This is a genomic window from Paenibacillus sp. FSL P2-0136 (assembly GCF_037975325.1).
Classification (GTDB): domain Bacteria; phylum Bacillota; class Bacilli; order Paenibacillales; family Paenibacillaceae; genus Paenibacillus_AQ; species Paenibacillus_AQ silagei.
The window spans coordinates 3236129-3258193 of record NZ_CP150244.1 but is presented as its reverse complement, the minus strand read 5'-3'; the positions used below and the strand labels follow the sequence as shown (position 1 = coordinate 3258193).

The 22065-nt window shown below is 49.4% G+C and carries 16 protein-coding genes and 1 pseudogene; 1 reads left to right on the top strand and 16 read right to left on the bottom strand.

Translation table 11 applies throughout. The features are described 5' to 3' along the window. Nucleotides 1-224: 224 nt before the first annotated feature. From NYE26_RS13635 to NYE26_RS13585, 11 genes are all read right to left on the bottom strand, one after another. Nucleotides 225-1616, bottom strand: coding sequence for a HAMP domain-containing sensor histidine kinase (locus NYE26_RS13635; RefSeq protein ID WP_339256493.1), 1392 nt, complete (start codon nt 1614-1616; stop codon nt 225-227). Next, entirely contained in the window at nt 1613-2290 is a 678-nt protein-coding gene (locus NYE26_RS13630; RefSeq protein ID WP_339256491.1) for a response regulator transcription factor, read from the bottom strand. The genes NYE26_RS13635 and NYE26_RS13630 overlap by 4 nt, the downstream gene beginning before the upstream one ends. A gap of 38 nt (nt 2291-2328) precedes the next feature. Further along, entirely contained in the window at nt 2329-3147 is an 819-nt protein-coding gene (locus tag NYE26_RS13625) for an NAD(P)H-binding protein (protein WP_339256490.1), read from the bottom strand. A gap of 123 nt (nt 3148-3270) precedes the next feature. Next, complete coding sequence (locus tag NYE26_RS13620; RefSeq protein ID WP_339256489.1) at nt 3271-3717, bottom strand: MarR family transcriptional regulator; 447 nt, start codon at nt 3715-3717, stop codon at nt 3271-3273. Between the two features lie 171 nt (nt 3718-3888). After that, nucleotides 3889-5079 (bottom strand): metallophosphoesterase, encoded by a 1191-nt coding sequence (locus NYE26_RS13615; protein ID WP_339257475.1) that lies wholly within the window; start codon nt 5077-5079, stop codon nt 3889-3891. A 178-nt stretch (nt 5080-5257) separates the two neighbouring features. Further along, nucleotides 5258-5911 carry an HIT domain-containing protein gene (locus NYE26_RS13610; RefSeq protein ID WP_339256487.1) on the bottom strand — a complete coding sequence of 218 codons (654 nt, stop codon included), beginning with the start codon at nt 5909-5911 and terminating at the stop codon, nt 5258-5260. Nucleotides 5912-6210: 299 nt separating this feature from the next. Next, nucleotides 6211-7404 (bottom strand): IS256 family transposase, encoded by a 1194-nt coding sequence (locus NYE26_RS13605; RefSeq protein WP_339256485.1) that lies wholly within the window; start codon nt 7402-7404, stop codon nt 6211-6213. Between the two features lie 370 nt (nt 7405-7774). Beyond that, the gene (locus NYE26_RS13600) at nt 7775-8188 is read right to left on the bottom strand and encodes a bacteriohemerythrin (RefSeq protein WP_339256483.1); all 414 of its coding nucleotides are present in this window, start codon (nt 8186-8188) and stop codon (nt 7775-7777) included. A 120-nt stretch (nt 8189-8308) separates the two neighbouring features. Beyond that, on the bottom strand, nt 8309-9214 hold the full coding sequence (locus NYE26_RS13595; protein ID WP_339256481.1) for an NUDIX domain-containing protein: 906 nt from the start codon (nt 9212-9214) through the stop codon (nt 8309-8311). Between the two features lie 194 nt (nt 9215-9408). Then, nucleotides 9409-10272, bottom strand: a complete 864-nt coding sequence (locus NYE26_RS13590; RefSeq protein WP_339256479.1) for a cation diffusion facilitator family transporter — start codon at nt 10270-10272, stop codon at nt 9409-9411. 420 nt (nt 10273-10692) lie between these two features. Beyond that, a complete protein-coding gene (locus NYE26_RS13585; protein ID WP_036728710.1) occupies nt 10693-11196 on the bottom strand; it encodes a ferritin in 504 nt (167 codons plus the stop codon). Nucleotides 11197-11311: 115 nt separating this feature from the next. Here NYE26_RS13585 and nagZ point away from each other — a divergent pair, with 115 nt between their 5' ends. Further along, entirely contained in the window at nt 11312-12652 is a 1341-nt protein-coding gene (nagZ, locus tag NYE26_RS13580; RefSeq protein WP_339256477.1) for a beta-N-acetylhexosaminidase, read from the top strand. 329 nt (nt 12653-12981) lie between these two features. Here the strand turns inward: nagZ and NYE26_RS13575 are convergent, their stop codons facing one another. From NYE26_RS13575 to NYE26_RS13555, 5 genes and pseudogenes are all read right to left on the bottom strand, one after another. Next, entirely contained in the window at nt 12982-15528 is a 2547-nt protein-coding gene (locus tag NYE26_RS13575; protein ID WP_339256475.1) for a Spaf_1101 family AAA-like ATPase, read from the bottom strand. 397 nt (nt 15529-15925) lie between these two features. Beyond that, entirely contained in the window at nt 15926-17026 is a 1101-nt protein-coding gene (locus tag NYE26_RS13570; RefSeq protein ID WP_036728712.1) for an efflux RND transporter periplasmic adaptor subunit, read from the bottom strand. Nucleotides 17027-17053: 27 nt separating this feature from the next. Next, nucleotides 17054-18439 carry an ABC transporter permease gene (locus NYE26_RS13565; protein WP_339256473.1) on the bottom strand — a complete coding sequence of 462 codons (1386 nt, stop codon included), beginning with the start codon at nt 18437-18439 and terminating at the stop codon, nt 17054-17056. 266 nt (nt 18440-18705) lie between these two features. Then, a pseudogene (locus NYE26_RS13560) lies at nt 18706-19368 on the bottom strand (ABC transporter ATP-binding protein); the annotation flags it as partial. Between the two features lie 54 nt (nt 19369-19422). Beyond that, entirely contained in the window at nt 19423-22032 is a 2610-nt protein-coding gene (locus NYE26_RS13555) for a hypothetical protein (RefSeq protein WP_339256471.1), read from the bottom strand. Between the last annotated feature and the right edge of the window lie 33 nt (nt 22033-22065).

Sequence of the window (22065 nt, the reverse complement as noted above, 5' to 3'; positions counted from 1 at the left end):
GAGTATGAATAGAGAATTACACTATATAGATTGAACATAGCCGCTTCCAAAAACAGATGGCAGGCGCAACTGCGGTGAATATTGGACTTCCGGCCGCTGTTGTATTTGAATTTCCTGATTAAACCGCTCTTCGCGGTAGAAATCCAAATACAAAGGCGGTCGCTACCGCTCCTCCAGTTCCAAAATTCCCCTCCGTTGCTTTCATCTATTTTATGAAGGACTAATCAATCTATATCGTTAGGGTGGCAGGGCAGAGTGACAGTGAACGTAGTTCCTTCTCCTACTGTGCTCGTCACCTCGATGGTTCCGCCATGCGCCTGGACGATCTTTTGGGCAATGGCCAGCCCCAGACCGCTGCTGCCCGGCTCACGGGATCGCGACTGATCCACCTTGTAGAACCGGTCGAAGATCATCGGCAGCTGCTCCGCCGGAATGCCCGCCCCGTTGTCGGTCACCGTTACAATACATTGCCGGCCCTCCACATGGGCTGCGATACTGAGGGTCCCGCCCGCCGGAGTGTATTTGACCGCATTTGTCACCAGATTCATCCACACCTGATAGAGCAGATTGGAATCGCCCGTAAGCGTGATGTCTCCGGCATGCAGCCGCACCGCCAGCTCCTTCTCCGTAAGATGCCATTCCATAATCTGAATCACCTGGCGCAGCTGGGCGCGCAGATCAAAGCTTCTTTTCTGCAGGGCATGCTCGTCATAATCCAGCGAGGACAAGGTGAGCAGCTGCGTGCTGAGCATAGATAACCGCCGGCTCTCATCGCCGATAATTGACAGATACTCTTGGCGCTGGGCTTCCGGTAGAGTACTGTCCTGGAGCGCATGGGCAAAGCCCTGAATAGAGGTTAGCGGCGACTCGATCTCGTGCGAGACATTGGCGACAAACTCCTGTCTTGCCCGGTTCGTACGTTCCAGCTCGCGGCTCATCGTCATGAAGTGGGAAGCCAGTTGCCCGATCTCGTCGCGGCGTGCGGTGTACAGCTTAATGTCGTAGCGGCCCTTGGAGATTAGGAGCGTGGCCTCGGTCAGCCGGGTGATCGGTTTCACCACATGCAATGCGCTGATCAGCACAAACCCCAGACTCAGCAGAATAATAACCACGATCAGCACGCCGAAAAAGATCCGCAGCTCCCCGAACTGCACCTGAGCATCCGGACGCATGAACAAGGCATAGATCTCCCCGTTAATATGGACCGGGACCCCAATGGAATTGCTGAGCTGGTTATCGAAGAACCCTGTCACGAACAGCTGGCCGGGGAAATTCCCCACCCCATGGTAGATCTCCCCGTCCAGCACCTTGCGCAGCGCCTCGTCCTTGAGGTCATTTTTGCGGAAAGGCAGGCCGTAGAAGCGTTCCTCTCCATCGGCATTGACCAGATACATCTTATACCCCAAAGAAGCTGTACTCAGGAGATACTCTTCCACCGCATCCGGGTGGTCCTCGATGAACTGCTGCAAACCTATAGCCATCCGGGTCAGCTTGGCGTCATTCTTCGGCTTGATTTGGGACTGGTAATAGAGGTTGGAGACCAGAAATCCCAGCACACTGCTGATCATAATCACCGAGCAGAAGATAATACTCATCCGTACATAGAGCGATCTCATGAGTTCACCATTTCCACTTTGTAGCCAATTCCCCGGACCGTGCGGATGATAAAATCATTCTGGTATTCGCTGAACCGCTGACGCAGGCGCTTGATATGCACATCCACCGTCCGCTCATCCCCTTCGTAGTCCGCTCCCCAGACCAGCTCAATCAGCTCACCACGCGTGAACAGGCGTCCCGGATATTGGGCCAGCTGGGCCAGCAGCTCGAACTCCTTCACCGGCAGCAGCAGCACCTCCGTCCCGTCACTGATCTCATAATTCTTACGGTCGATCACCAGCGAATTCAGGCGAATCCGATCATCTGAGGCGATGGAATAACGGCGGAACAAGGCCTTGATGCGAAAGATCAGCTCCTCCGGTTCAAAAGGCTTGGTCACATAATCATCCGTCCCGTGCAGATACCCCTGCTCCTTATCACTGAGCTGCTGACGCGCCGTCAGCAGAATGACGGGAATATCATAGTTCTCCCTTATGTATGCACACAGCTCCAATCCGTCCATATGCGGCATCATCACATCCACCACCGCCAGATCGACCGTCTGCTCCTTCATGCGTGCCGCCGCTTCCAGCCCGTCTCCGGCTTCTATCGCTTGATATCCCTCTCTGGTAAGAACATGCCGCAGCAGCGTGCGGATATGAACATCGTCGTCGGCTACCAGTATCTTTTTCAACTTACATACGCTCCCTCCGGCTTGCCTGATCAATGTCATCATACTATAAAAGGCAGAATGCTGTCCCTCAGCGGAGTGACCGGTCTGCCCATAAGCTGCTCCAGGTCGCCGGAGGTGGAAGCCGTATCCAGCTGGCTCATAAAAGCATAGATCCAGTGCTGTATTCCCTCATCCTGACGGTGCACCACCGGCTTACCGGCAACCTCTGTCAGAACTTCGGCCAGATCTGCGAAATCCCAGGTGTGCGTAGCGGTCAATTCATAGATCCGGCTGCCTGCGCCCTCTTCGACAAGTGCAGCAGCAGCAGCCAAAGCAAGGTCCCGGCGGCCAACCGAGTTGAACTTCCATCCGCCCGGCGCCGTCACCAGCTCTCCGCTGGAGAGCGCTTCCTTCAGCCCCAGCACCCCTACGAAATCAATATAAAGGGCATTGCGTAAAAAGGTATATTCCAGCCCGGACTCTATAATCGCCTGCTCCGTCATTGTGTGCACATTGCCGGGCTTACTCCGATCAGCACTCTGCTGCGGAAAAGCAAAACCCGTATAAAGCAGATGCCGGACCCCGCTTTGCTTCGCTGCATCAATCACCCGCTTATGCTGGGCGAGACGTACATCATCATCCTTATGCGAACTGGAAATCAGCAGCAGCCGGGAAATCCCGTGGAACGCTTCCTCCAGGGATTCCGGCAAGTCGTAATCCACCTTACGGACTTCAATTCCCAGCTCCCGGAAATGGTCCGCTTGCGGAGCACTTCTTACTCCGGCAATGATATGCATTGCAGGAATGCGGCTGCGCAGATTCTCCAGAATCAGACTTCCCAATTGCCCGTTTGCTCCTGTAATCATTATTGTCGTCATAGGCGATAACATCCTTTCCTTATTGAAATAAGATCTCTTCACATCCCCGCCGGCATATTCCAGCCGCTATATATAATCTCTGTCTGCGGGCAGCCTCCCGGCAAGCGGAACATTCCAGACCCTCTATCCTCTGCTCAGCTTGTTCAGCAGCTCCAGCAACAGGTGTAGCTCTGGCTCATCCAGCCGGTTCATTACCGCCGCAACTGCTTCCCGGTTCCCCGGCAGCTGTTCCAGTAGCAGACGCTTACCTGCTTCAGTCAGCGAAATAACTGTCTTACGGCCATCCTGTGCATGAGCCGCCCGCGTAATATAGCCGTCCTTCTCCAGCGGAGTCAGCAGCAGGCTGATATTGGCTTTGGTTACCGCGATTCGCTCAGCAAGCAGCGAAGGCAGGATCGACCCTCCATCCTTCGCAATCTCAACCAGTACGCGGATTCTTGCCCCGTTCAGCCCCTGCGCCTGCCAGTATTTCTCGGAGACGGCCACAGTGCCGGCTGTCGCTCCCACCAAGGCGAAGAAAACCTCATTTTCAAGCGGCAGCTCAAGCACATAACTTTGTAAATCATCCATTGGCAGTAGTCAACTCCATTTAGTTAATAGCTTAACTATTTCTATAGATAGATTAGCTGATTCCGTCAGGATTGTCAAAGGAAACGAATCCACTCCCCCGTTGCCAAATAAAAACCCCCTATCCTTCCTAAGGAAGGCAGAGGGTACGATACAGCCACATGCAGAATTACATTAGATTAAAACAGGCTTAGCCGCAGCTGACACCTTGTCTTCACCATAGCTCATGCTGCCATCCAGCACAAGTTCCAGCTTAATCAGCTCCGAGCGGCTGGCCAGCCGGATCGGCGGTCCCCAGGTTCCGTAGCCCGACGAGACGATGACATGCAGCTTGTTTTTGAGCAGATAGCCCCAATCCAGTTCGAACAGGCGCCGGGTAATCCAGTGATTCGGTGCAATTTGCCCCCGGTGGGTATGTCCTGACAGCAGCACATCTACTCCAGCCTGTGAAGCGATCCCGAAGCCTGTCGGCTGATGATCCATCATTAGAATCGGCTTGCTGCGGTCAAGACCCTCCAGCAGAGTTTCCACGCTGAGCCGTCCACCGGCCTCCATCGCTTCAGCCGTCTTGTCTTTGCGCCCGACCACGTAGACTCCTGAAGTCTCCACCACTTCATCCTGTAACACCTGGATGCCAACACTCCGCATAACCTCCGTATACTGCGCAATCGATCCGCCATAGTATTCGTGATTCCCCAGCACGGCGTAGACCCCATAACGTGCCTTCAGCTGCTTCAGCTGCTGCTCCATCCCATTGCGGAGAAAAGGCTCGATACTGTCATCCAGCACATCCCCGGCCAGCAGAATGATATCCGGGTTCATCGCGTTCATCTCCCTGACCATTCTGCGCAGATGGCGGTTGCCGACAATGTTGCCCAGATGCAGGTCGGAGGCTACAGCTACCGTCAGCGGAACGCTGGTTCCGATGGATTTGTCCACCTTAAGCCGGTGGGTCCGCACCACAGTACTCCAGGCATTGCGTGATCCCCAGATCAGGAAGATTGCGAGCAATACCAGCAATGTAGTCCCTGCTTCCGTTACGAATGCGGAGAGATTCGCGCCTGCGAGCGCCAGCACACCATAGAGCAGATCGGTCAGCGGCAGCATGATCACGGCGAACTCCATACAGGCCAGATAATAAGAGCCGATCACTTTGAACAACCTGCCTACCGGTCTCAGCGCCTGCGGCAGCGGCACCCGGCCAATCATGTAAGAGAAGGAAATGACAAGAAAGATAGTCCAGTACGCAGCAGTATTCATCCCCGGCAGCCATGCCTGGAGCAATACGGACAGATGCCATCCAATGTAGACATTCACCAGTCCCAGCACCAGCACCATCACCGCAGCCCCGGCCAGCATCCGCATGTTTTTCACTTTATTCCACTCCCTTAAAGTAAGTTTCTATCCTATCTACTTCAAATCATAACACAAAGTATTCACCAGGTATAAACTGTGCCGCCAACCTGTGATAAACCTGAGTTCCCCTTGAACAAAAAAAGAAAGACAGCCCTGCGGCTGCCGTTGATGGAATGCGTGTTTTCGCTTATTGTCTTAGTCCCTTGATTTCTTCTACCGGTAAGCTGGTGGCTTCGGAAATGGTTTGCAGGTCTATACCCCGGTCTAGAAGTTTAATAGCTATTTCTTTACTTGTCTCGGACTTGGCTCCTTCAATACGGGATTGCTCATCGCTCAGCGCCTTCATCCGGGCATCATAAGCCATCCGCGCTGCGGCATCCTGGCTCAGAAGCTCTAGCGTGTCCATCGCTTTTTTCAGCATAGGTTCTCTCTCTACTAATGCTTCTACCATTCTCCGTCTCGTCTCGCCCAGCCGTTCCCCTGCTCCGTCCGGGTGCAGCGGTTCTCCCCACAGTAGCCCGTCCCCCTCATACCGGGGAAGCACATGCATATGATAGTGGGTCAGATCATTGAATTTACCGCCGTCGGCAATGATTCTGATCCCGTCCGGCTGGTACAAATATTTGAGCAGCGCGGAGAGCTTCTGTGAAGCCTCCATAACAGTATGTGCAGTCTTCGCATCCATCTCATCGACGTCCCAATAGTGCTTTTTCGGCAGAATCAGGGTGTGGCCTTCATTGAAGGGATCGATATCGAGTACACAGGTGATATATTCATTCTCATAGACGATATTCAGGCCGGGTTCCACCCCGTTCGCAATTCTGCACCCCAGGCAATCCATGATGATCCTCCCCCTTAAACAAACTGAATACTATGATAATCAGTTTTTCGATTACATTCGGCCTACGTAGAGCGCCCAGTCCAATTGTAATCGGTTTTTCGATTACATTTGGCCTACGCGGAGCGACAAGTCCAATTGTGATCGGTTTTTCGATTACATTTGGCCTACGCGGAGTGCCAAGTCGGTAGCGTCAAGAAGTTTGTGTAAAAGAGTAGAAGTACCTCCCCCGGATTATAGGTTGGGGTGTAGTGTTTCTGGGGGGAGGGGGAACCCCGACCCCCAGAAACTGGATTTCTCTGCTACTCCTCTTCCGGTGTGGGTAAAGAGGGATAGCGTGTTTCGAATAGCTCTTTTAGCTTCTTTTTAACGGCATCCATGCCAAAGCCTTGGGCGACCCGCCCTGCATGACGTTCATTGTATTCCAGCATCTCCAGGTACACGATTTTCTCTGCCGCATCCATGTTCGTCAGACTGTTCATCGGTTTCAGACGCTTGCGGATTTCCTTGTTCATCCGCTCGATGGGGTTCGACGTGTAGATCGCTTTACGGATCGATTCCGGATACTTGTAGAACGTCAGTAGTGTGGATAACTGTTCCTCCCAGGACCTCATTTCCTTCGGATACAGCTTGTTCCACTTCGCTTTGACCGTATCAAAGTTAGCCCGGGCTACCACTTCATCCGGTGCGGTATATACGGTTTTCAACGCTTCAAGGACATCGGTTTTGTGCTCCATCCGGATTTTAGGGAACGTGGCCCGCACTTTGTGCACTACGCAATGCTGTACATCTGCCTGAGGATAGGTCTCTTTAAACGCCGCATCCAGCCCCGGTAGTCCGTCAAACACACCCAGCAGGACTTCCTGCGCTCCGCGGTCGTACAGGTCTTTGAGTACCTCCCGCCAGCCATTTGAACTCTCTTGGCCGCCCACGTAGAACCCGAGAATTTGACGCTGTCCCTCCTCGTCAATTCCCATCGCAAAGTAGACCACTTCGCCACGAACCGTGCCCCGTTTCAGCTTCACGTACAGCCCATCCAAGTAGATTACGGAGTACCGTTTGCTCAGTGGCCGTTTCTGCCACTGGTGGATATCGTCTAGCACCGTAGCCGTAATATTGCTGACCGTGGTGGGGGAGTAGTGGCTGCCAAACATACTTTCAATGAACCGGGCCACATCCCGCGTACCCATGCCCGATTTGTACATTTGGATGACGGCCTCTTCTAACCATCCGTCCCGCCGCTGGTACGGCTCAAACATCTGCGTCTGGAAAAGGCTTTGGCGGTCCCGGGGCACCTGAAGATCCTCGATATGGCCGTATTTCGTGTGTAAGTCTCGCGTATAGTAGCCATTGCGACTATTGCTGGCACCGGCTTCTTCACTCTCCATAAACCCCTGGATTTCGGCGCGCAACAGGCGTTCCATGTTGTCTTTTACAAAATCTTTAACAAGTTTTTCAAATAGATTATTCAGAGAACTTTCGGGTAAAATATTCATTGGTAGGGTTCCTCCTTGGTGGTTTCGCAATCCCGAGGATACCCTACTTTTTTGGTGCCTGACTAGGCTCCAAATCTTGGTACACAACTTACTTTTCGCCAAGTCCAATTGTAATCGGTTTTTCGATTACATTTGGCCTACGCGGAGTGCCAAGTCCAATTGTGATCGGTTTTTCGATTACATTTGGCCTACGCGGAGTGCCAAGTCCAATTGTGATCGGTTTTTCGATTACATTTGGCCTACGCGGAGCGCCACAGTTCAATTGTGATCGGTTTTTCGATTACATTTGGCCTACGCGGCGCATCCGGTCCAAGCAGCTAATATAAAAAAAGAAATGCCTTACAGCATTTCCTTGTTCCCGATCATTCAGTTAGCCCGCCCGGTTTCCTTTGGCAGCGATGCATTCACCGATTAGCTTGTCGCATTTGTGGATATGGTTGATCAGCCAATCCGTCAGCGTCCGGTTCAGCTTGATCGTGGATAATACGGATACCCCTTTGGTCTTAATCATCTCCTCCAGTTCCAACACCGTTTGCACGAATTCAGCGTGTGTCTTCTGATGCTCCGTCAGCTCCGGGAAGTCGATATCCTTCATCAGCTGCTCTTCACTGCCGAAATGCTCCACGGTGTAATCCTTGAGGAACCTCAGCGTCTCTTCAATCTTTTCTTTGCCCTGCTGGTTGCTGCAAGCGTCAAAAAAGTCGTTCAGCTTCACCAGCAGCTGCCTGTGCTGACAATCAATCTTTTCTACTCCGATATCATACGAATCCTTCCAGCTAATCATAGGCTCACCCTGTCCTTTGCCATAAACACAATAGTCAAAATATAACTAATTGTCTGCTTTTCCCTATGAAAGTTCTATTAAGAACATCACAAGGCAGCGTTGCCGGACAGAAGGGCATTCTCAAAATAAATTCCATTCCCGGTTATACTGGTACAGCTTCGAGGGACGGTGTCCGGCATCCCGGGTGCTCTGATCCGTCTCGATGACCCGCTCGGCAATTTTGCGGCGGAAGGCGGCGGCGAGCAGCTCTTTGCCGAGGATAATCTCATACACGCGCTGCAGCTCGGACAAGGTGAACAACGGCGGCATGAGATTGAAGATAATATCGGTATATTCCGCCTTGCCGCGCAGACGTTCGATGGCATACTGCACCATGAGCAGATGGTCAAAAGAAAACCCCGCGCTGCGCACGATCTCACGGCTGACCTGTCGGACATGCCCTTGAATAGTCTCGGTAAGCTTGACCACCCCGCTTAGCTTCTCCTGCTCACTCTCCAGTATAATCTCCACCAGTGTCTCCTGACGGACATCCTGCTCCAGCACCTCGCGGCGGGTCTCCAGAATGTGGTACGAGACATCGAACCAGGCAGCTGCGGCTGCATCATCCCCTGCCTGTACGTCCAGAGCCTTGCGGTCCACGAGCGCCATGTAGGAGCAGCTGATCACCCTCATCCGCGGATCACGGTCTACCTCGCCCCAGGTATACAGCTGCTCCATGTAGATATTATCGATATTAGTCTCGCTGTACAGCTCCCGGCGGGCTGCTTCCTCTACGCTCTCACTGATCCCTACGAACCCTCCCGGCAAGGCCCACTGTCCCAGAAAAGGATGCTCCCCGCGCTGAATCAGCAAGAGCTGTAAGGACTTATCCGCCAGCTTGCGGTAGTTATTCTGCTCCCGCTCCATCACGGTGAAAATCAGCATATCGACGGTGACAGACGGATGTTCGTAGTTGCCCGCATTATAATTCTGCAGGAATTGCTCCTCGTTCAAGCCGTTAGAGTCGGTTACGGGTTGATTTGGCATGGATATTCTCCTTTTCTTGAATCGATTAATAGGCTTCGATTGTTAATAACATATTGATATTATATACATGTCCCTGGAATGAGGGCAAGTTTGGGCTAGAAGGATGAACGCTTTTCCTAAAATACAGTACAAAAAAATGCCCCACCCGAAGGCAAGGCAATTCATATAACCTATTCTTGTTGTACACCTGTTGATCACAACGGTTCGATATGGACAAGTACGGTAGAAACCTGATGACGGTCCTTAAGCTGATCTTCGATCTCCTCCGTAATATCGTGACTCTGCACCACATTCAGACTGGAATCCACCAGTACTGTAGTATCGACCAGCACATTATTACCGTGAATACGGGCTTTGATATCCTTAATCGACTCCACACCTTCAATCTCAGCTACCGTCTGCTTCATCAGTTCCAGCTTACCGGCATCGAAGCCGTCGGTGAGGTCATGTGTAGCTTTGCGGAAAATATCCCAGGCCGTCTTGCAGATCAGCAATCCGACAATCGTAGCTGTGAGCGGATCTAACCAGGGAATGCCGAACTGTGAGCCGATAATACCGACGAAGGCTCCCATGCTGACCAGCGCATCCGAACGGTTATCCTGCGCCACTGCATGCATGGCATTGCTGTTCAGCTTGCGGGCAAGCCTGATGTTATACCGGTATACTGCGATCATAACCACAGCACAGGCAGCTGCCGTCCACGCTGCAATCAGATCAGGGGTCTCCAGCACAGGCTGAATGAATTTGTTCACACCCTGATAGAGCACCTGGAAGCCTACAGCAATCATGATAAAAGAGGCGACCAGTGCGGCAACTGTCTCTGCTCTGAAATGACCATAGCCATGGTTCGAATCCGGGGGTCTGCGGGAAATCCTGAGTCCGGTCAGAATGGCCAGGGAAGCAATAATGTCGGTGCTGTTATTCAGCCCGTCAGCCAGGAGGGCCTGAGAGCCTGACACCGTTCCTATGAATAATTTGACGGCAGATAAGAGTATGTACGCTAAAAGACTTAGCCATGCTCCTTTTTCACTTTGTTTGATATCGCTGTAATTTTCCAAGAAAAAGGACCTCCAAAGATTAGTATTGTTCCATACTACACGCTGACTTACGGGTGGGTCTAGAGAAACAGTGTTGCCGGACAGCGCAAGAGTTAACCCCGCTAAATAGAGTTGGCAACCCGGAAGTAAGTTGCGGCTCCCTACATTCTTTGCCCTTGTTCAACTTTGCAGCCTATTTGCTGCTGACAGGCCGTGTAACTTTTCTCGCAAAACGTAGTCTAAGTATATGGGGACCTTAGGTCGGCCAAGCAGAAACGGCGTTGCCGTCCTTTCAAGGACGGTACCGTTTCAGCGAGAAATAGAAGGATAAGTTATCGTGTGAAACATATAATTTCTTATATTTGCACACAAACAAGCGGCTTCCCCTTCTTCAGGAGAATGCCGCTAAGCTTGCGTATGAATGGTTACCCTAGCTGTCCTCTACTCCGCTGGCGGTGTAAATGAACGTCCTGCAAATTCTGCATCCAGCATATAGAAGGCATTGCTGTCGGTTTCGATCCGTTTGAGCTTGGCGATAATGTTGCTGAAGAGTGCCTCTTCTTCCACCTGCTCATCAATGAACCATTTCAGGAAATAGATCGTCGCATGCTCCCGTTCATCCAGGGCCAGATCCGCCAGATGATAGAATTTCTTCGTATTCTGCTGCTCATGGGCGAAGGCATGCTCGAACGCATCCAGCATGGAGCTATACTCATTGTTCGGTTCAGGCATCGCCGCAAGGGTGGCCCGGTAGTCCCGGTCATTCAGGAATTTGTAGATTTTCATGGCATGGAACCGTTCTTCTTCAGCCTGCACCAGAAAGAAATTGGCGAATCCGTCCAGGCTCTCACCGGAACAATACGCAGCCATCGCAAGATAGACATGAGCCGAATAGAATTCGAAGTTCATTTGTTCATTAAGCGTGTTCATTAATTGCTCTTTCATTGACAGGTCACCTCATCCTATAGTATTGATTATGCTTGAAGCAGTTCATATGTAATGTCTTATTCATTCTATCATCCTTATCCGCCAAACCGCAATCGAAAGGAAGATTCCCCCTATGAAATGGTTCAGCCGTCAAAAAATAAACAATACTTCCCCCCGCCGCGCTCTCCTCCTGCTCGCTGCCTCCGCCTCTCTGCTGCTGGCAAGCGGCTGTGAGGGGAATGGAAATTCAGCACAACTGACAAACGCAGGCTCCTCCCAGGCAGCGGTGCCAGCCTCTCCGGCTGCCGCACAGACGCCTGTGCCTGCGGCAACCGATGCCCCAGTGACCCCGTCACCTGAGGCTTCGGCCATTCCTGACCCGGTCTCCCGGAAGCTCGCCGGAATGACCCTGGAGGAGAAGATCGGGCAGATGCTGCTGGTCGGCATCCAAGGCAAAGCGGCAGGAGCAGAAGCCCTGAAGATGATTGCCGAAGATAAGGTCGGCGGAATCATTCTGTATTCTAATAATGTCGGCAGCCTGAAGGAGCTGGTGCAGCTGACCAACGCTCTGAAGCAGAGCAATGCGGGGAATCCCGCACCGCTGTTCATGAGTGTCGATCAGGAGGGCGGCAAGGTCAGCCGTCTCCCCGATGACTACGCCACCTTCCCTTCGAACGCGGCAGTCGGCAGAGGAGATGATGCCGCCGCTGCCGGAACGATGGGCGAACTGCTTGCCCGGGCGGTGAAATCCTCCGGCTTCAATATGGACTTCGCGCCGGTGCTCGACATCAACAGCAACCCGGATAATCCGGTAATTGGTGACCGTTCCTTCGGCAGCAACGCAGAGCTGGTCACCCGGCTCGGCATTGCCGAGATGCAGGGGCTCGAGCGTGAAGGCGTTATTCCCGTGATCAAGCATTATCCAGGCCATGGCGATACCTCGGTAGACTCACACCTGGAGCTGCCGGTCATCAACAAGACTGAGACCCAGCTGGCAGAACTGGAATGGCTGCCATTCCAGGCAGCGATACGGGAGAAGGCTGATGCTGTAATGGTGGCCCATATTCTATATCCGAAGCTCGACCCGGACAAGCCCGCCTCCCTGTCCCAAGTGATTATCGGCCAACAGCTCCGCGGGCTGACGGGATACGAAGGGGTAGTTATTACGGATGACTTGACCATGGGCGCAATCGTCAAGAATTACAGTCTCCCTGCTGCGGCAATAGAATCCGTATTGGCTGGCAGCGATATCCTGCTGGTCGCCCATGAATACAAGAACGAGCAAGCTGTACGCGCCGCACTATTAGACAGTGTCAAGAACGGCACGATTTCTGAATCCCGCATAGATGAGAGTGTCTACCGGATTCTGGCATTGAAAGCCAAGTATCAATTAACGGACGAAGCAGTGCCCTTGCCTGATCTCGCCGGACTGAACAGTGATATTCAGGCTTGGCGTAAGCCTTTCATACGGTAGCAACAACTGCTGCCCTACTCAGGCTACAATCCGCAGAAAAGCCCCAAATCCGGCAAGTAGACTGACACAAAGTCGCATACTTTCGCTCTTCAAGCAAAAATACTTAGGAGTATTCATTGAATTAGTTCTATTTATCAATACCACACGGCCATTTCTCCAAGCGAGTATGGGACTTTGTGTAGTTCTACATAACCCGGTTACAATAGTGAAGCAAATTCGATTGCATTATAGTCTATATCCTTACAACGGTAATGGAGAGCTCCATCGACTATGTTTTCATAGGTGAAACACAAGCCTAAACATAAAGTCAGATCTGCATCATCGTTTATCTATACATTTAATACTTTTTGATACATACCAATTTTGTGTCTAAATGAATCTTCTCCTCCTTCCAAATAATTGATTATGTGACGTGTTATTATATCATCATCTGGGTATCCTTTATTTACTACCCATCCATGTCGGTAGTCTGATTCAAGGACAATTACTTGTTCTGCATCTGCATTAGTAACAATAGTTGAACTATGAGTAACAATTATGATTTGTCGCGTATTTTTGATAAGTTTTAAACTGTTCACAAGATTCCTATAAATATATTGATTATCCAGATTGTCTTCAGGTTGATCAATAATAAGAGGTGTACTATCTTTAAAAAATTTACCATATTCAAAAATGAAAGTTAATATTGTTACTACTTTTTGACCTAAAGATAACAAACTAATATCTTTCATAGATGGAGGTATTGTCTTAACATTTTCTTTGGAGTTAATGTTAAACAGAAGTGAAAAATCATCCACTGCTTCAAAATAACTTTCTAAACAATTGGTTAGGCTTTTTTTATTGACTAAAATTTTATCTCTGATTCCTCGATACACATCAATTAAATTATCTTTATTAAGATTTTCTCGCTCCTGATCTATGCTTTCAACACTAGTGGCATCTTGATTAGCATATAATATTATTGAATTATAAGACTCTATATTACGAAACTTGTTATTCACTAAAAGAATCAAAAAGTTAATGAATCCTATTTTTTCACATACAATTAGCATAAATCTTTCGATATTATCCCAAGTAATATTATAACCGAGCAAATATGAGCCCTTTCTTCTTAAGGAGAAAAATAATATTTCAAGGTAAAATCTATCAGATTTTGCTTTAGGAGAATAAACCACTTGAAATTGCTTGCTATATTGCCTGTTAAATGAATTTAGTTTACTATTGATTTCTTCTTTTCTATGCTCAAGAGATGCATTTACTAAAGAGAGTTCCTTTGATAAGAATGTTCTTGTTTTAGTTGACGATAGACTTTTGAAGGTACGAAGAAAGTCCTCCTTTCTTTCGAAAGGCACACCATTAAATACAACTTCTTTAATGAAGTCACCTGTTTTTTGATGATTTATTTGATTGATAATATTGTTTATTGAATAACTTTTCCGATATACATTTTCTAAAATATTGGATACTTCATCTGGATCATCTATTTTATGAAATAAAGTTTCAGTCCTGGCATGGACTACTTTATATAATTCTAACCAATGTTGCTGTAAAATATAGTGCCCTGACTTTTTGTCTTCTTCAACAAAAGATTTTTCTTCAAAGATGTCTTCTGGAGTGTAATTTTTTTTCTTAACCTGTGGTATGAACTTTACTAAAAACTCAGAGTTCTCACAAACAAAATTTACTATAATATATTCGTTTCTACATATGAAACTTAAAGTTTCATATGAATTACATTCTAGAGTGAAAATAACCTCTAAGATATTCAAAACGGTACTTTTCCCAGTCCCCCTGCCTCCTATAATACAGTTAAGATCATTTGAAAAATCCACTATAAATGCCCCTTCACCATTCTTGCCTTTCAGGTATCCCCTCCTTCCCGGTTCTATAAGCATTCCTTTTATGTATTTATCTGTTTTATTTGGCTCTTCAGTAAATACACAAATTTTATGGTTGTAGAATGCCTTTTTCAATGAACTAAACCCAACCCTGCTCATCTTTATCCATGTATTTTTTCTACCTATTTCATCAATTTGATGAGAATCTCCTTCATAAACTAAACAAAATTTTTCATGTGGATTTACTGCCCCATGTGATTGAAGAATTCCCAACTGTCGATCTACTTCTAAAGCTGTTAATCCTATTACATTTAAATTTTTATTATTCAATAACGTTTGCTTATAAAGACGTGTAGTATTCTTCAAATCCGCTGTATTAATGTGAGCTATATAAGCAATACCTCCCATTGAGCTAATCTTTTCAATCATTGATAGACTTGTTTCATATGTACCTAGCTCTTGAGAAGGAATATGATTTCTAATCAGATCATTTACTCTATCGAATAATTCTTCATCAAAAATACCTACTAAATGTATTTTTTCTGAACATGATATTTCAATCCCAAGTAATAGTTTAATCATCTCTTTCTTTTGCTCAGTACCTTTTAATCTTTCTATGTAATAGTTACATATTGCTCCCTCTAATTTTTTATAACCAGAAATAGTATTATGATCAGATACTACTGCAATTTCCACTTGATTTTCATATAGTTTGTGCGCAATTAAATGGTATGATAAAAATTCTTTAAATGAATTGTAGCCTTTTTCGGCAAAATACTGAAGAGAACTAATATCATCTAATTCTCCATTAAAATATTTATGAAGTATCAAATCTCGTTGTTCTTCATTGTAATATTTTTCGTTATAAGCAAAGTGAATTAATTCTTCAACGGTTATACTCTGGTATTCTTTATCTTTAATTAATCTATAGTCATGAGATGCAGGAGTATGAATGTGAAATTCACATTTTCTTAATTTCCCGTATTTACGACGAACATTGATGAGCTTTCTATAGTTTTGTGGTAAAGAAGTACTCATTAATTAATTCACCTCTCGGAAATCACTAGTCAAAAAGACACTATAAACCGAAATAAATTATGAATAATCTAGATTAGAATGTGTCCTTTTCGCTGTATAGACATTGTACCATCAGTAAGTGAGTCTATTTGTATCAAAATATGTTGAATTATAAGTTGTTCATGATGAATATCCATTTGTTTGTAGTTGCCTTGCTGGTATTCCAATTGATTAGATATGTATCAAATCGGCAATAGTACTATGTTCTTGTCCAAAGAAAAGGACATGAACTTGGTCCCTTAAATAGCAAAACCCGCGCTGGGCGCGGGCTCAAATGGGACTATGTTCTTGTCCACCGACAGTTATTACCCGGGTTTGGGGCTTTCAGCTGTTTTCAACTACTCTCATCTACTGCTAACTACTGCAGAACCACGGTGTCTCCTGCCTTCAGTCCCGACAGCACCTCTGTCTTATCCGTCGTTTCCATTCCAGTCTTGATCTCTTTGCGTTCGTATTGGCCGTTTCCTTTGTCCACCATAACGAAGGCCAGATCCCCTTCACGGATGACGGCGATATTGGATACAACCACCGCCTTCTCTTTGCGTGAGGTCTCGACGTCTCCGCTCAGGCTGAGGCCGCCCATCAAATGCTCGTCCGGCTGCATGGAGATGACCACCTCGAATTGCGGAAGCTGGCCGGCTGTGTTCTGTCCGGTGGTCGTCGTGGCGAACTTGGCCACATCGGTTACCTCCCCGTCCAGGACCAGATCTTTTACGGCCGTCATCTTCACCTTCACCTTCATGCCCTTTTTGATGCGGAAGATATCCTGCTCCCCGACCTGTGCTATGAACTCTACCTTGTTGGTGTCCACAATCTTGCCGATGTACTGATTATCGGTGACAGTCTGCGGCCGTTCTGTGCTGCTGTCGAAGAGGAAGATGCCGTTCTCCGGTGCATGGAATACCGCAGTGTTCAGCTTCGCCTTCTTCTCCGTAAGCTCTTTGGCTTGAATTTCGGCATTCACCTGGTTCAGCTCATCGCTCAGACGGGCGGTTTCCTGGGCAGCCAAGGCCTTCAGCCGTTCTGCTTCCGTACCGGCCGGGGCCGGAGAATCATCCTCCTGCTGCGCGACAAAAGCATTCAGTTCCCCCTCCAGCTTCGCCTTGCGGGCGGCTGCCTCCGCCGTGGCAATCTCATTACGGAGTGTGCTCTGATCCAGGGTGAAGAGCACCTGGCCCTTCTTCACCTGTGCCCCGTTCTCCACCTTCCAGGCAGTCACCTTGGAAGCAAAGGGGGCATACACCAGTGTCTCCTTCTGGTATTGCGATCTGCCTTTGATCTGCACAGAGCTGGTTAACGTCTCTTCCGTTACCGGGAAGCTGATTACCTGCATCGGTTCAGGCGGGAGTTCTGCGGTATCATCAGCCTTGAAGAATTTGGTATATCCGAAATAACCGGCAGTTCCGATGATACCTAAGATTATGATCCATTTCAGGCTCTTCTTTAGAGTCCTCTTCATTGTTTCGGCTTCCTTTCTAGCTTAGGGTTAGTCTCGTTTAATAGCAGTTAATGCATCGGTTCTGGAGGCGCTGATCGCCGGATAGATCCCCGACAGCACGCCGGTCATAATGGCAAAAGATATCCCGATCGGCAGATTCGTCGTCGGAATGAAGAAATTCATCCCGTCCCCTGCACTGCCTACCAGCTTGTTGAGCGCCATCACAATGAGATAGGAGAATGCAACACCCAGCATGCCCCCGAGCAGCCCCAGAAGCGCAGCTTCGGTAATGAACATGTTACGGATCTGTCCCATGTTGGCCCCGAGGACCTTCATAATCCCAATCTGGCGCCGCCGCTGATGGGTGGACATGGTCATGGCCACTATGATGGAGATGGAAGCGATGATCAGGATGAATACCCCGATGCCGAGAGCCGCCATTTTGATCATATCAAATTGCTCCTTCAGCATCTCCTGCTGGAACAGATTGTCTTGAGCACTCAGTGACAGCTTCTGAATCATCTGCTCCACCGGCTTGATGTTCGCCACATCGTCCACCTTGACCGTAATCGAGTTATAGCTGCCCTCCGGCGGAAGCGTAAGCACACTGGTGGTGGAATTATCGAACGCAAGCTCCTTGGAGAGCTGCTGTGCGGTCTCGGGAGACACATACATAATCTTCTCATAGGATGACCGCAGTTCATCCATACCCTTGGGAAGCGCCAGAATTCCGGAGATCTGCAGGGGCGAGCTAAGCTTGAACACCGGGGATGTAGAGCTATAGTCCTGCGCCTGAATCTGAACCTGCTTGCGGTACAATTCAGTAGGCACAGTGGCCATTTTGTCATATTGCTGGTACAGCTCCTGGTTGAACGGATCCGCACTCATCTGATCGAACAGCTTCTGCCGGGTCTCCAGGTCAATCAGGCCCAGTGTAGCCCCGTGATTGAGCACAATGGATCCGAGCTGACCATTCGCCCCTCCCTGCTTGAACTTGTGGTCGTACGCCGTCAGCTTCTGTAAATCGGCGACAACGACCTGAACATCGGAGATCTTGTTGTCTATGGTTACCATCTGCAGATATCCTGCTTGATGAAAAGGCGAAGCCGCCTTCACATGATTCAGCCCCTGGATGATCTTCAGCTTCTGATCGGTCAGCTTGCCGGGGTCGAGGTTCTCATTTACCTCACCCGATCCGCCGCCTCCGCTCTTCCCGTTCGTTGGAAGTCCTCCGCCCGGTGAGACCATAATCTCATCCATTTTGAAGTTGGCATTAACTTGTTCCGTTACATAGACCTGTGCAGATTGGCCTACACTCAAAGCCACGATAATTGCTGCGCAGCCGATGGATATCCCGGTCATACATAGACCTGTAACCACCTTGCGCCGTTTGACCTGTTCCCAGGCCATCCGTGAAATGTCTCTGATCTTCACGGCTTCCCTCCCTCTGCAGGATCAGCTTCCTCAGCGGTCTGGTGTTCAGGTTCCTCAGCCGGCAGATCTTCATCCGCTCCTGCTGTCTGCGGTACTGGCTCTACAGCTTCCTGTTCAGCTCCTGCAGCTAATTGTTCTTCAACCTCTACCATGGTCTGCGGTTCAGCTTCCTCAGCGATTTGCTCTTCAACCTGTACTTCTGTCTGCGTCTCAAGCTGCGGTTCTTTTTGCAGTTTTATATCTGCTTGCGGTTTTGCCTGCGATTCAGTGACCAGGAAGCCGTCTTTCAGCGTGAAAATCCGCTGCATTTGTTCAGCCACCTTGTATTCATGAGTAACGACGATAAAAGTCGTCTTCATCGTCCGGTTCAGGTTCAGCAGAATGCCGATAATTTCTTCCTCAGTCTTGGAATCCAGATTCCCCGTCGGTTCATCGGCGAAGATGACCGACGGCTCTGTGATCAGCGACCGGGCGATACTGACCCGCTGCTGCTGTCCTCCGGAGAGCTGCGAGGGGAAGAGATCTGCCTTGTCGGGAATTCCCACCTGCTCCAGCAGCGCCAGCGCCTTGGCCTTGCGTGCCCTGGGAGAGACTGACTGGAAGACCAGCGGCAGCTCCACGTTCTCGCGGACCGTCAGGCTGGTAATTAGCTCATAGGCCTGAAAAATAAATCCGATATTCTTGCGGCGGAACTCGGCCAGCTTATTCTCGCCCATTTTCACAATGTCCTGATCAGCAATGTAGATATGACCTTCCGTGGGCTTCATCAAGCCGGCCATGAGGTTGAGAAGCGTGGACTTCCCGGAACCTGAACTGCCCAGCAGGGCAACCATTTCTCCTTTTTTGACGGCGAAATTGATTTTATGAAGAACGGAGGTCCATTCATTACCGCTTTTGTACGAATGCGTAATATCTTCAACACGCAACATGGAAGCTGCTCCTTTTTTAAAAATACAAGAATGTTTTAGTTAAGCGAATGACGATTATTCCTGTGTCTTGTTCGGAACCACGTTGGTGACTCCAAAGGCCTGGCTGCCCAGCATCAGACGTTCACCCTGGAATTCATCATAGAAGGCTAACTTATAAGCGCCGCCGTCCATCGTCTTGTACACGGGTCTGCTGAGGGAGAAGGAATACTGGTTGTTCGTCCCTTCAATCAGGTCTGTGCCCAGTGTAAGAACCTTCTCGGTCGCGATGCCGAACGGATCGGTAATCTGCAGAATCAGCTTATGCTCCAGCACGCCTGCATCGTAGAGGTTATCCTTCCTCAGGCTGTAATTCATAGTAATATCCAGGGTATCCGATGACTTCATCCGCTTGCCTTCAGAGGTCAGAACAGAAATCGTATAAGGATATAATGCCGTTGATTCCAGCGTATTCTTCGGTACGTTAGCCTGCGGATTCAGCTGAAGTGCTGCCACATTGACGAATCCGGTCGCTTCCTCCTTGGCCTCGATCAGCTTACCCTCTTTGATACCGGAACCGAGGTAGAGTGAGACATCCGCGAGGTCCGTAGCCTTAGGCACCTTGGCCCACAGGACCACGAGCTGCTTGGCACCCGGAGACGCGCTGTTCTCCGACTGGCTGGTGCCCGCTTCGAAATACTGGCCGTCCTTGGTCTTATAGTAAGCCTGGAGACGGGCCATTTTGCTCTGTCTTTTCTCCTCACTGCTCAGATAGAGCTCTGTGTACACTAGATTGTGGCTCTCCCCTTGATAGATCGTTGTCCGGTTCTCCTGTACACTGGCCGTTTTGCCTTTGCCGCTAATGGTGTAGCTCTTGCCCTTCTCGATGGTCGGAATACTGTTAATCGAGTTGTTGACGCTGACATCCAGGAACGGAACGGTCTCTGAATTCTGTGTGCCGTTCAGGGCAATCCGCATATTCTGAAACTCTGAGGTATAGGCAATTTTGCCGAGTACATACAGATCCGCCGACTTCCCTGGCGCAAGGACAGAAGCATCCTTATTGTCCATATACAGCTCTGTAGTCACGGGCAGATTCTCTTTATCCAGCTTAATGGTTCCCTTCAGCTCAGGCAGCGTAAGAGACACGTTCTGGGTATTGGTGATTCTCAGTCTGGCAGCTACGATATCATCATCTCTCCAAGGATAACGCTGCAGAGATTGAATACTGTACGAGAAGGATCCGTATGAATTCGTGGTCATATACTCCTGGCCGGTCGTTACCTCCGTACGCAGGGCATAAGGAATGACGAAATAGGCTACCGGGAAAACCATTTTGGCAGTCGGTGTTGCAGGAGGCGAAGTGGACGGCGTTCCGGTATTCCCGGTATTTCCGGTTGTCTCGCCGGTTCCGCTCGGCTCAGGCATACTTGAGCTCTCTGCGCCTACTGATTCGATCATCATAAGCTGCAATCCGGATTGATCGACTTCAAGCGGTACGCGAACCGTAAGCGGTACAATTTTGGTCTCTAGCGGCTTGAGGGTGACTCCGCTTACGCCTTTGGAGTTCACCGGAAAAACCTTGCCCTTCACCGATTTGACCGCCAGGTCGTAGCTTGGCAGGGTTACCGCCTTGTTGCCGGTATTCTTAAGCTGCATCTGGAACGTCCATACCGCATCTGCATCCTGTGCGTACACATTGGCATTGCGGAGCAGCGTTTCTACCGTGTTGTTATTGACTACAATCTTTTTGACTACCCCGCTGCCCACTACCAGATTAGGCGAGCTTGCTGCGGGAAGTTTATAAGAGGATTTAGCCAGCTCCAGCTTCGTGGTCTCGTCCTTCTGCGTGAATTGCAGCTTCATATTATCTGTTTTAAGGTAGGCCGGGATTTCCGTAATATAATAAATGCTCCGTTTCTCCTGCGGTTGAATCTTGTAATCCGCCTGTGTACCGCTCAGCGCCAGCTCGAAGGAGGTGCCGCTCGCAGATACCAGATACGCCGAATAGCCCGGATCACTGAGGATTTTATTGCCCTTGTTGGTCAGACTGACCCCTACTTTGGCATAGACCTTGCCGCTGTATTTGTAGAGCTGGAGGGAGTCAGCACTGGCCGCGACGGGAATGTCGTTCATGACTGTACTTAGGCTTGTTCCAACTGCAGCCGTAGTTGAATAATTAGCGGGCACTCCAAAAGATCCCGTCTGCTTCAGATACCCCTTCGTCTTGGCGTCCCAGACCAGCATCGAGATTTTGATCCCCTGCAAAGAGGAGGTTTGTCCCACATTTACATAGTAAGTCACGCTAAGGCTTTCTTTGGCGCCGACTTTCTTCTTCAGGGCATCTGCACCTAAGGGATTACCTGGAAGTACTGATCCTCCCGGGGTGACAACGCGTGAGAAATAATGCATCAGGCTTGCGCTTGAATTGCCGGAATTCGTATATTTAAGTGTGTATGACAAGATGTTTCCGCTGGACTGGCTCCATATGTTGATATTCTCCAGTACTGCGGTCACTCCGGCACCCATGGGAACGGAATTGAACTTGAATGCCGCCGGAGCGGATACTGCGGGGGCCTTCGCCGCCGGGGCTGCATGTGCAGCAGGCGCAGTGACGCTGCCAGCCACCTGGCCGGCAACGAGTGAACTCACCAGCAATGCAGCATATGTAACTCTATACTTTCTCATTTATTTCCCTCCAGATGTATTTACTAGCAATAG

Coding starts and splice junctions, on each gene's coding strand:
- NYE26_RS13635 (WP_339256493.1), bottom strand. CDS start 1,616: ATGAGATCGCTCTATGTACGGATGAGTATTATCTTCTGCTCGGTGATT.
- NYE26_RS13625 (WP_339256490.1), bottom strand. CDS start 3,147: ATGACGACAATAATGATTACAGGAGCAAACGGGCAATTGGGAAGTCTG.
- NYE26_RS13620 (WP_339256489.1), bottom strand. CDS start 3,717: ATGGATGATTTACAAAGTTATGTGCTTGAGCTGCCGCTTGAAAATGAG.
- NYE26_RS13615 (WP_339257475.1), bottom strand. CDS start 5,079: ATGCGGATGCTGGCCGGGGCTGCGGTGATGGTGCTGGTGCTGGGACTG.
- NYE26_RS13610 (WP_339256487.1), bottom strand. CDS start 5,911: ATGGATTGCCTGGGGTGCAGAATTGCGAACGGGGTGGAACCCGGCCTG.
- NYE26_RS13605 (WP_339256485.1), bottom strand. CDS start 7,404: ATGAATATTTTACCCGAAAGTTCTCTGAATAATCTATTTGAAAAACTT.
- NYE26_RS13600 (WP_339256483.1), bottom strand. CDS start 8,188: ATGATTAGCTGGAAGGATTCGTATGATATCGGAGTAGAAAAGATTGAT.
- NYE26_RS13595 (WP_339256481.1), bottom strand. CDS start 9,214: ATGCCAAATCAACCCGTAACCGACTCTAACGGCTTGAACGAGGAGCAA.
- NYE26_RS13585 (WP_036728710.1), bottom strand. CDS start 11,196: ATGAAAGAGCAATTAATGAACACGCTTAATGAACAAATGAACTTCGAA.
- nagZ (WP_339256477.1), top strand. CDS start 11,312: ATGAAATGGTTCAGCCGTCAAAAAATAAACAATACTTCCCCCCGCCGC.
- NYE26_RS13575 (WP_339256475.1), bottom strand. CDS start 15,528: ATGAGTACTTCTTTACCACAAAACTATAGAAAGCTCATCAATGTTCGT.
- NYE26_RS13570 (WP_036728712.1), bottom strand. CDS start 17,026: ATGAAGAGGACTCTAAAGAAGAGCCTGAAATGGATCATAATCTTAGGT.
- NYE26_RS13555 (WP_339256471.1), bottom strand. CDS start 22,032: ATGAGAAAGTATAGAGTTACATATGCTGCATTGCTGGTGAGTTCACTC.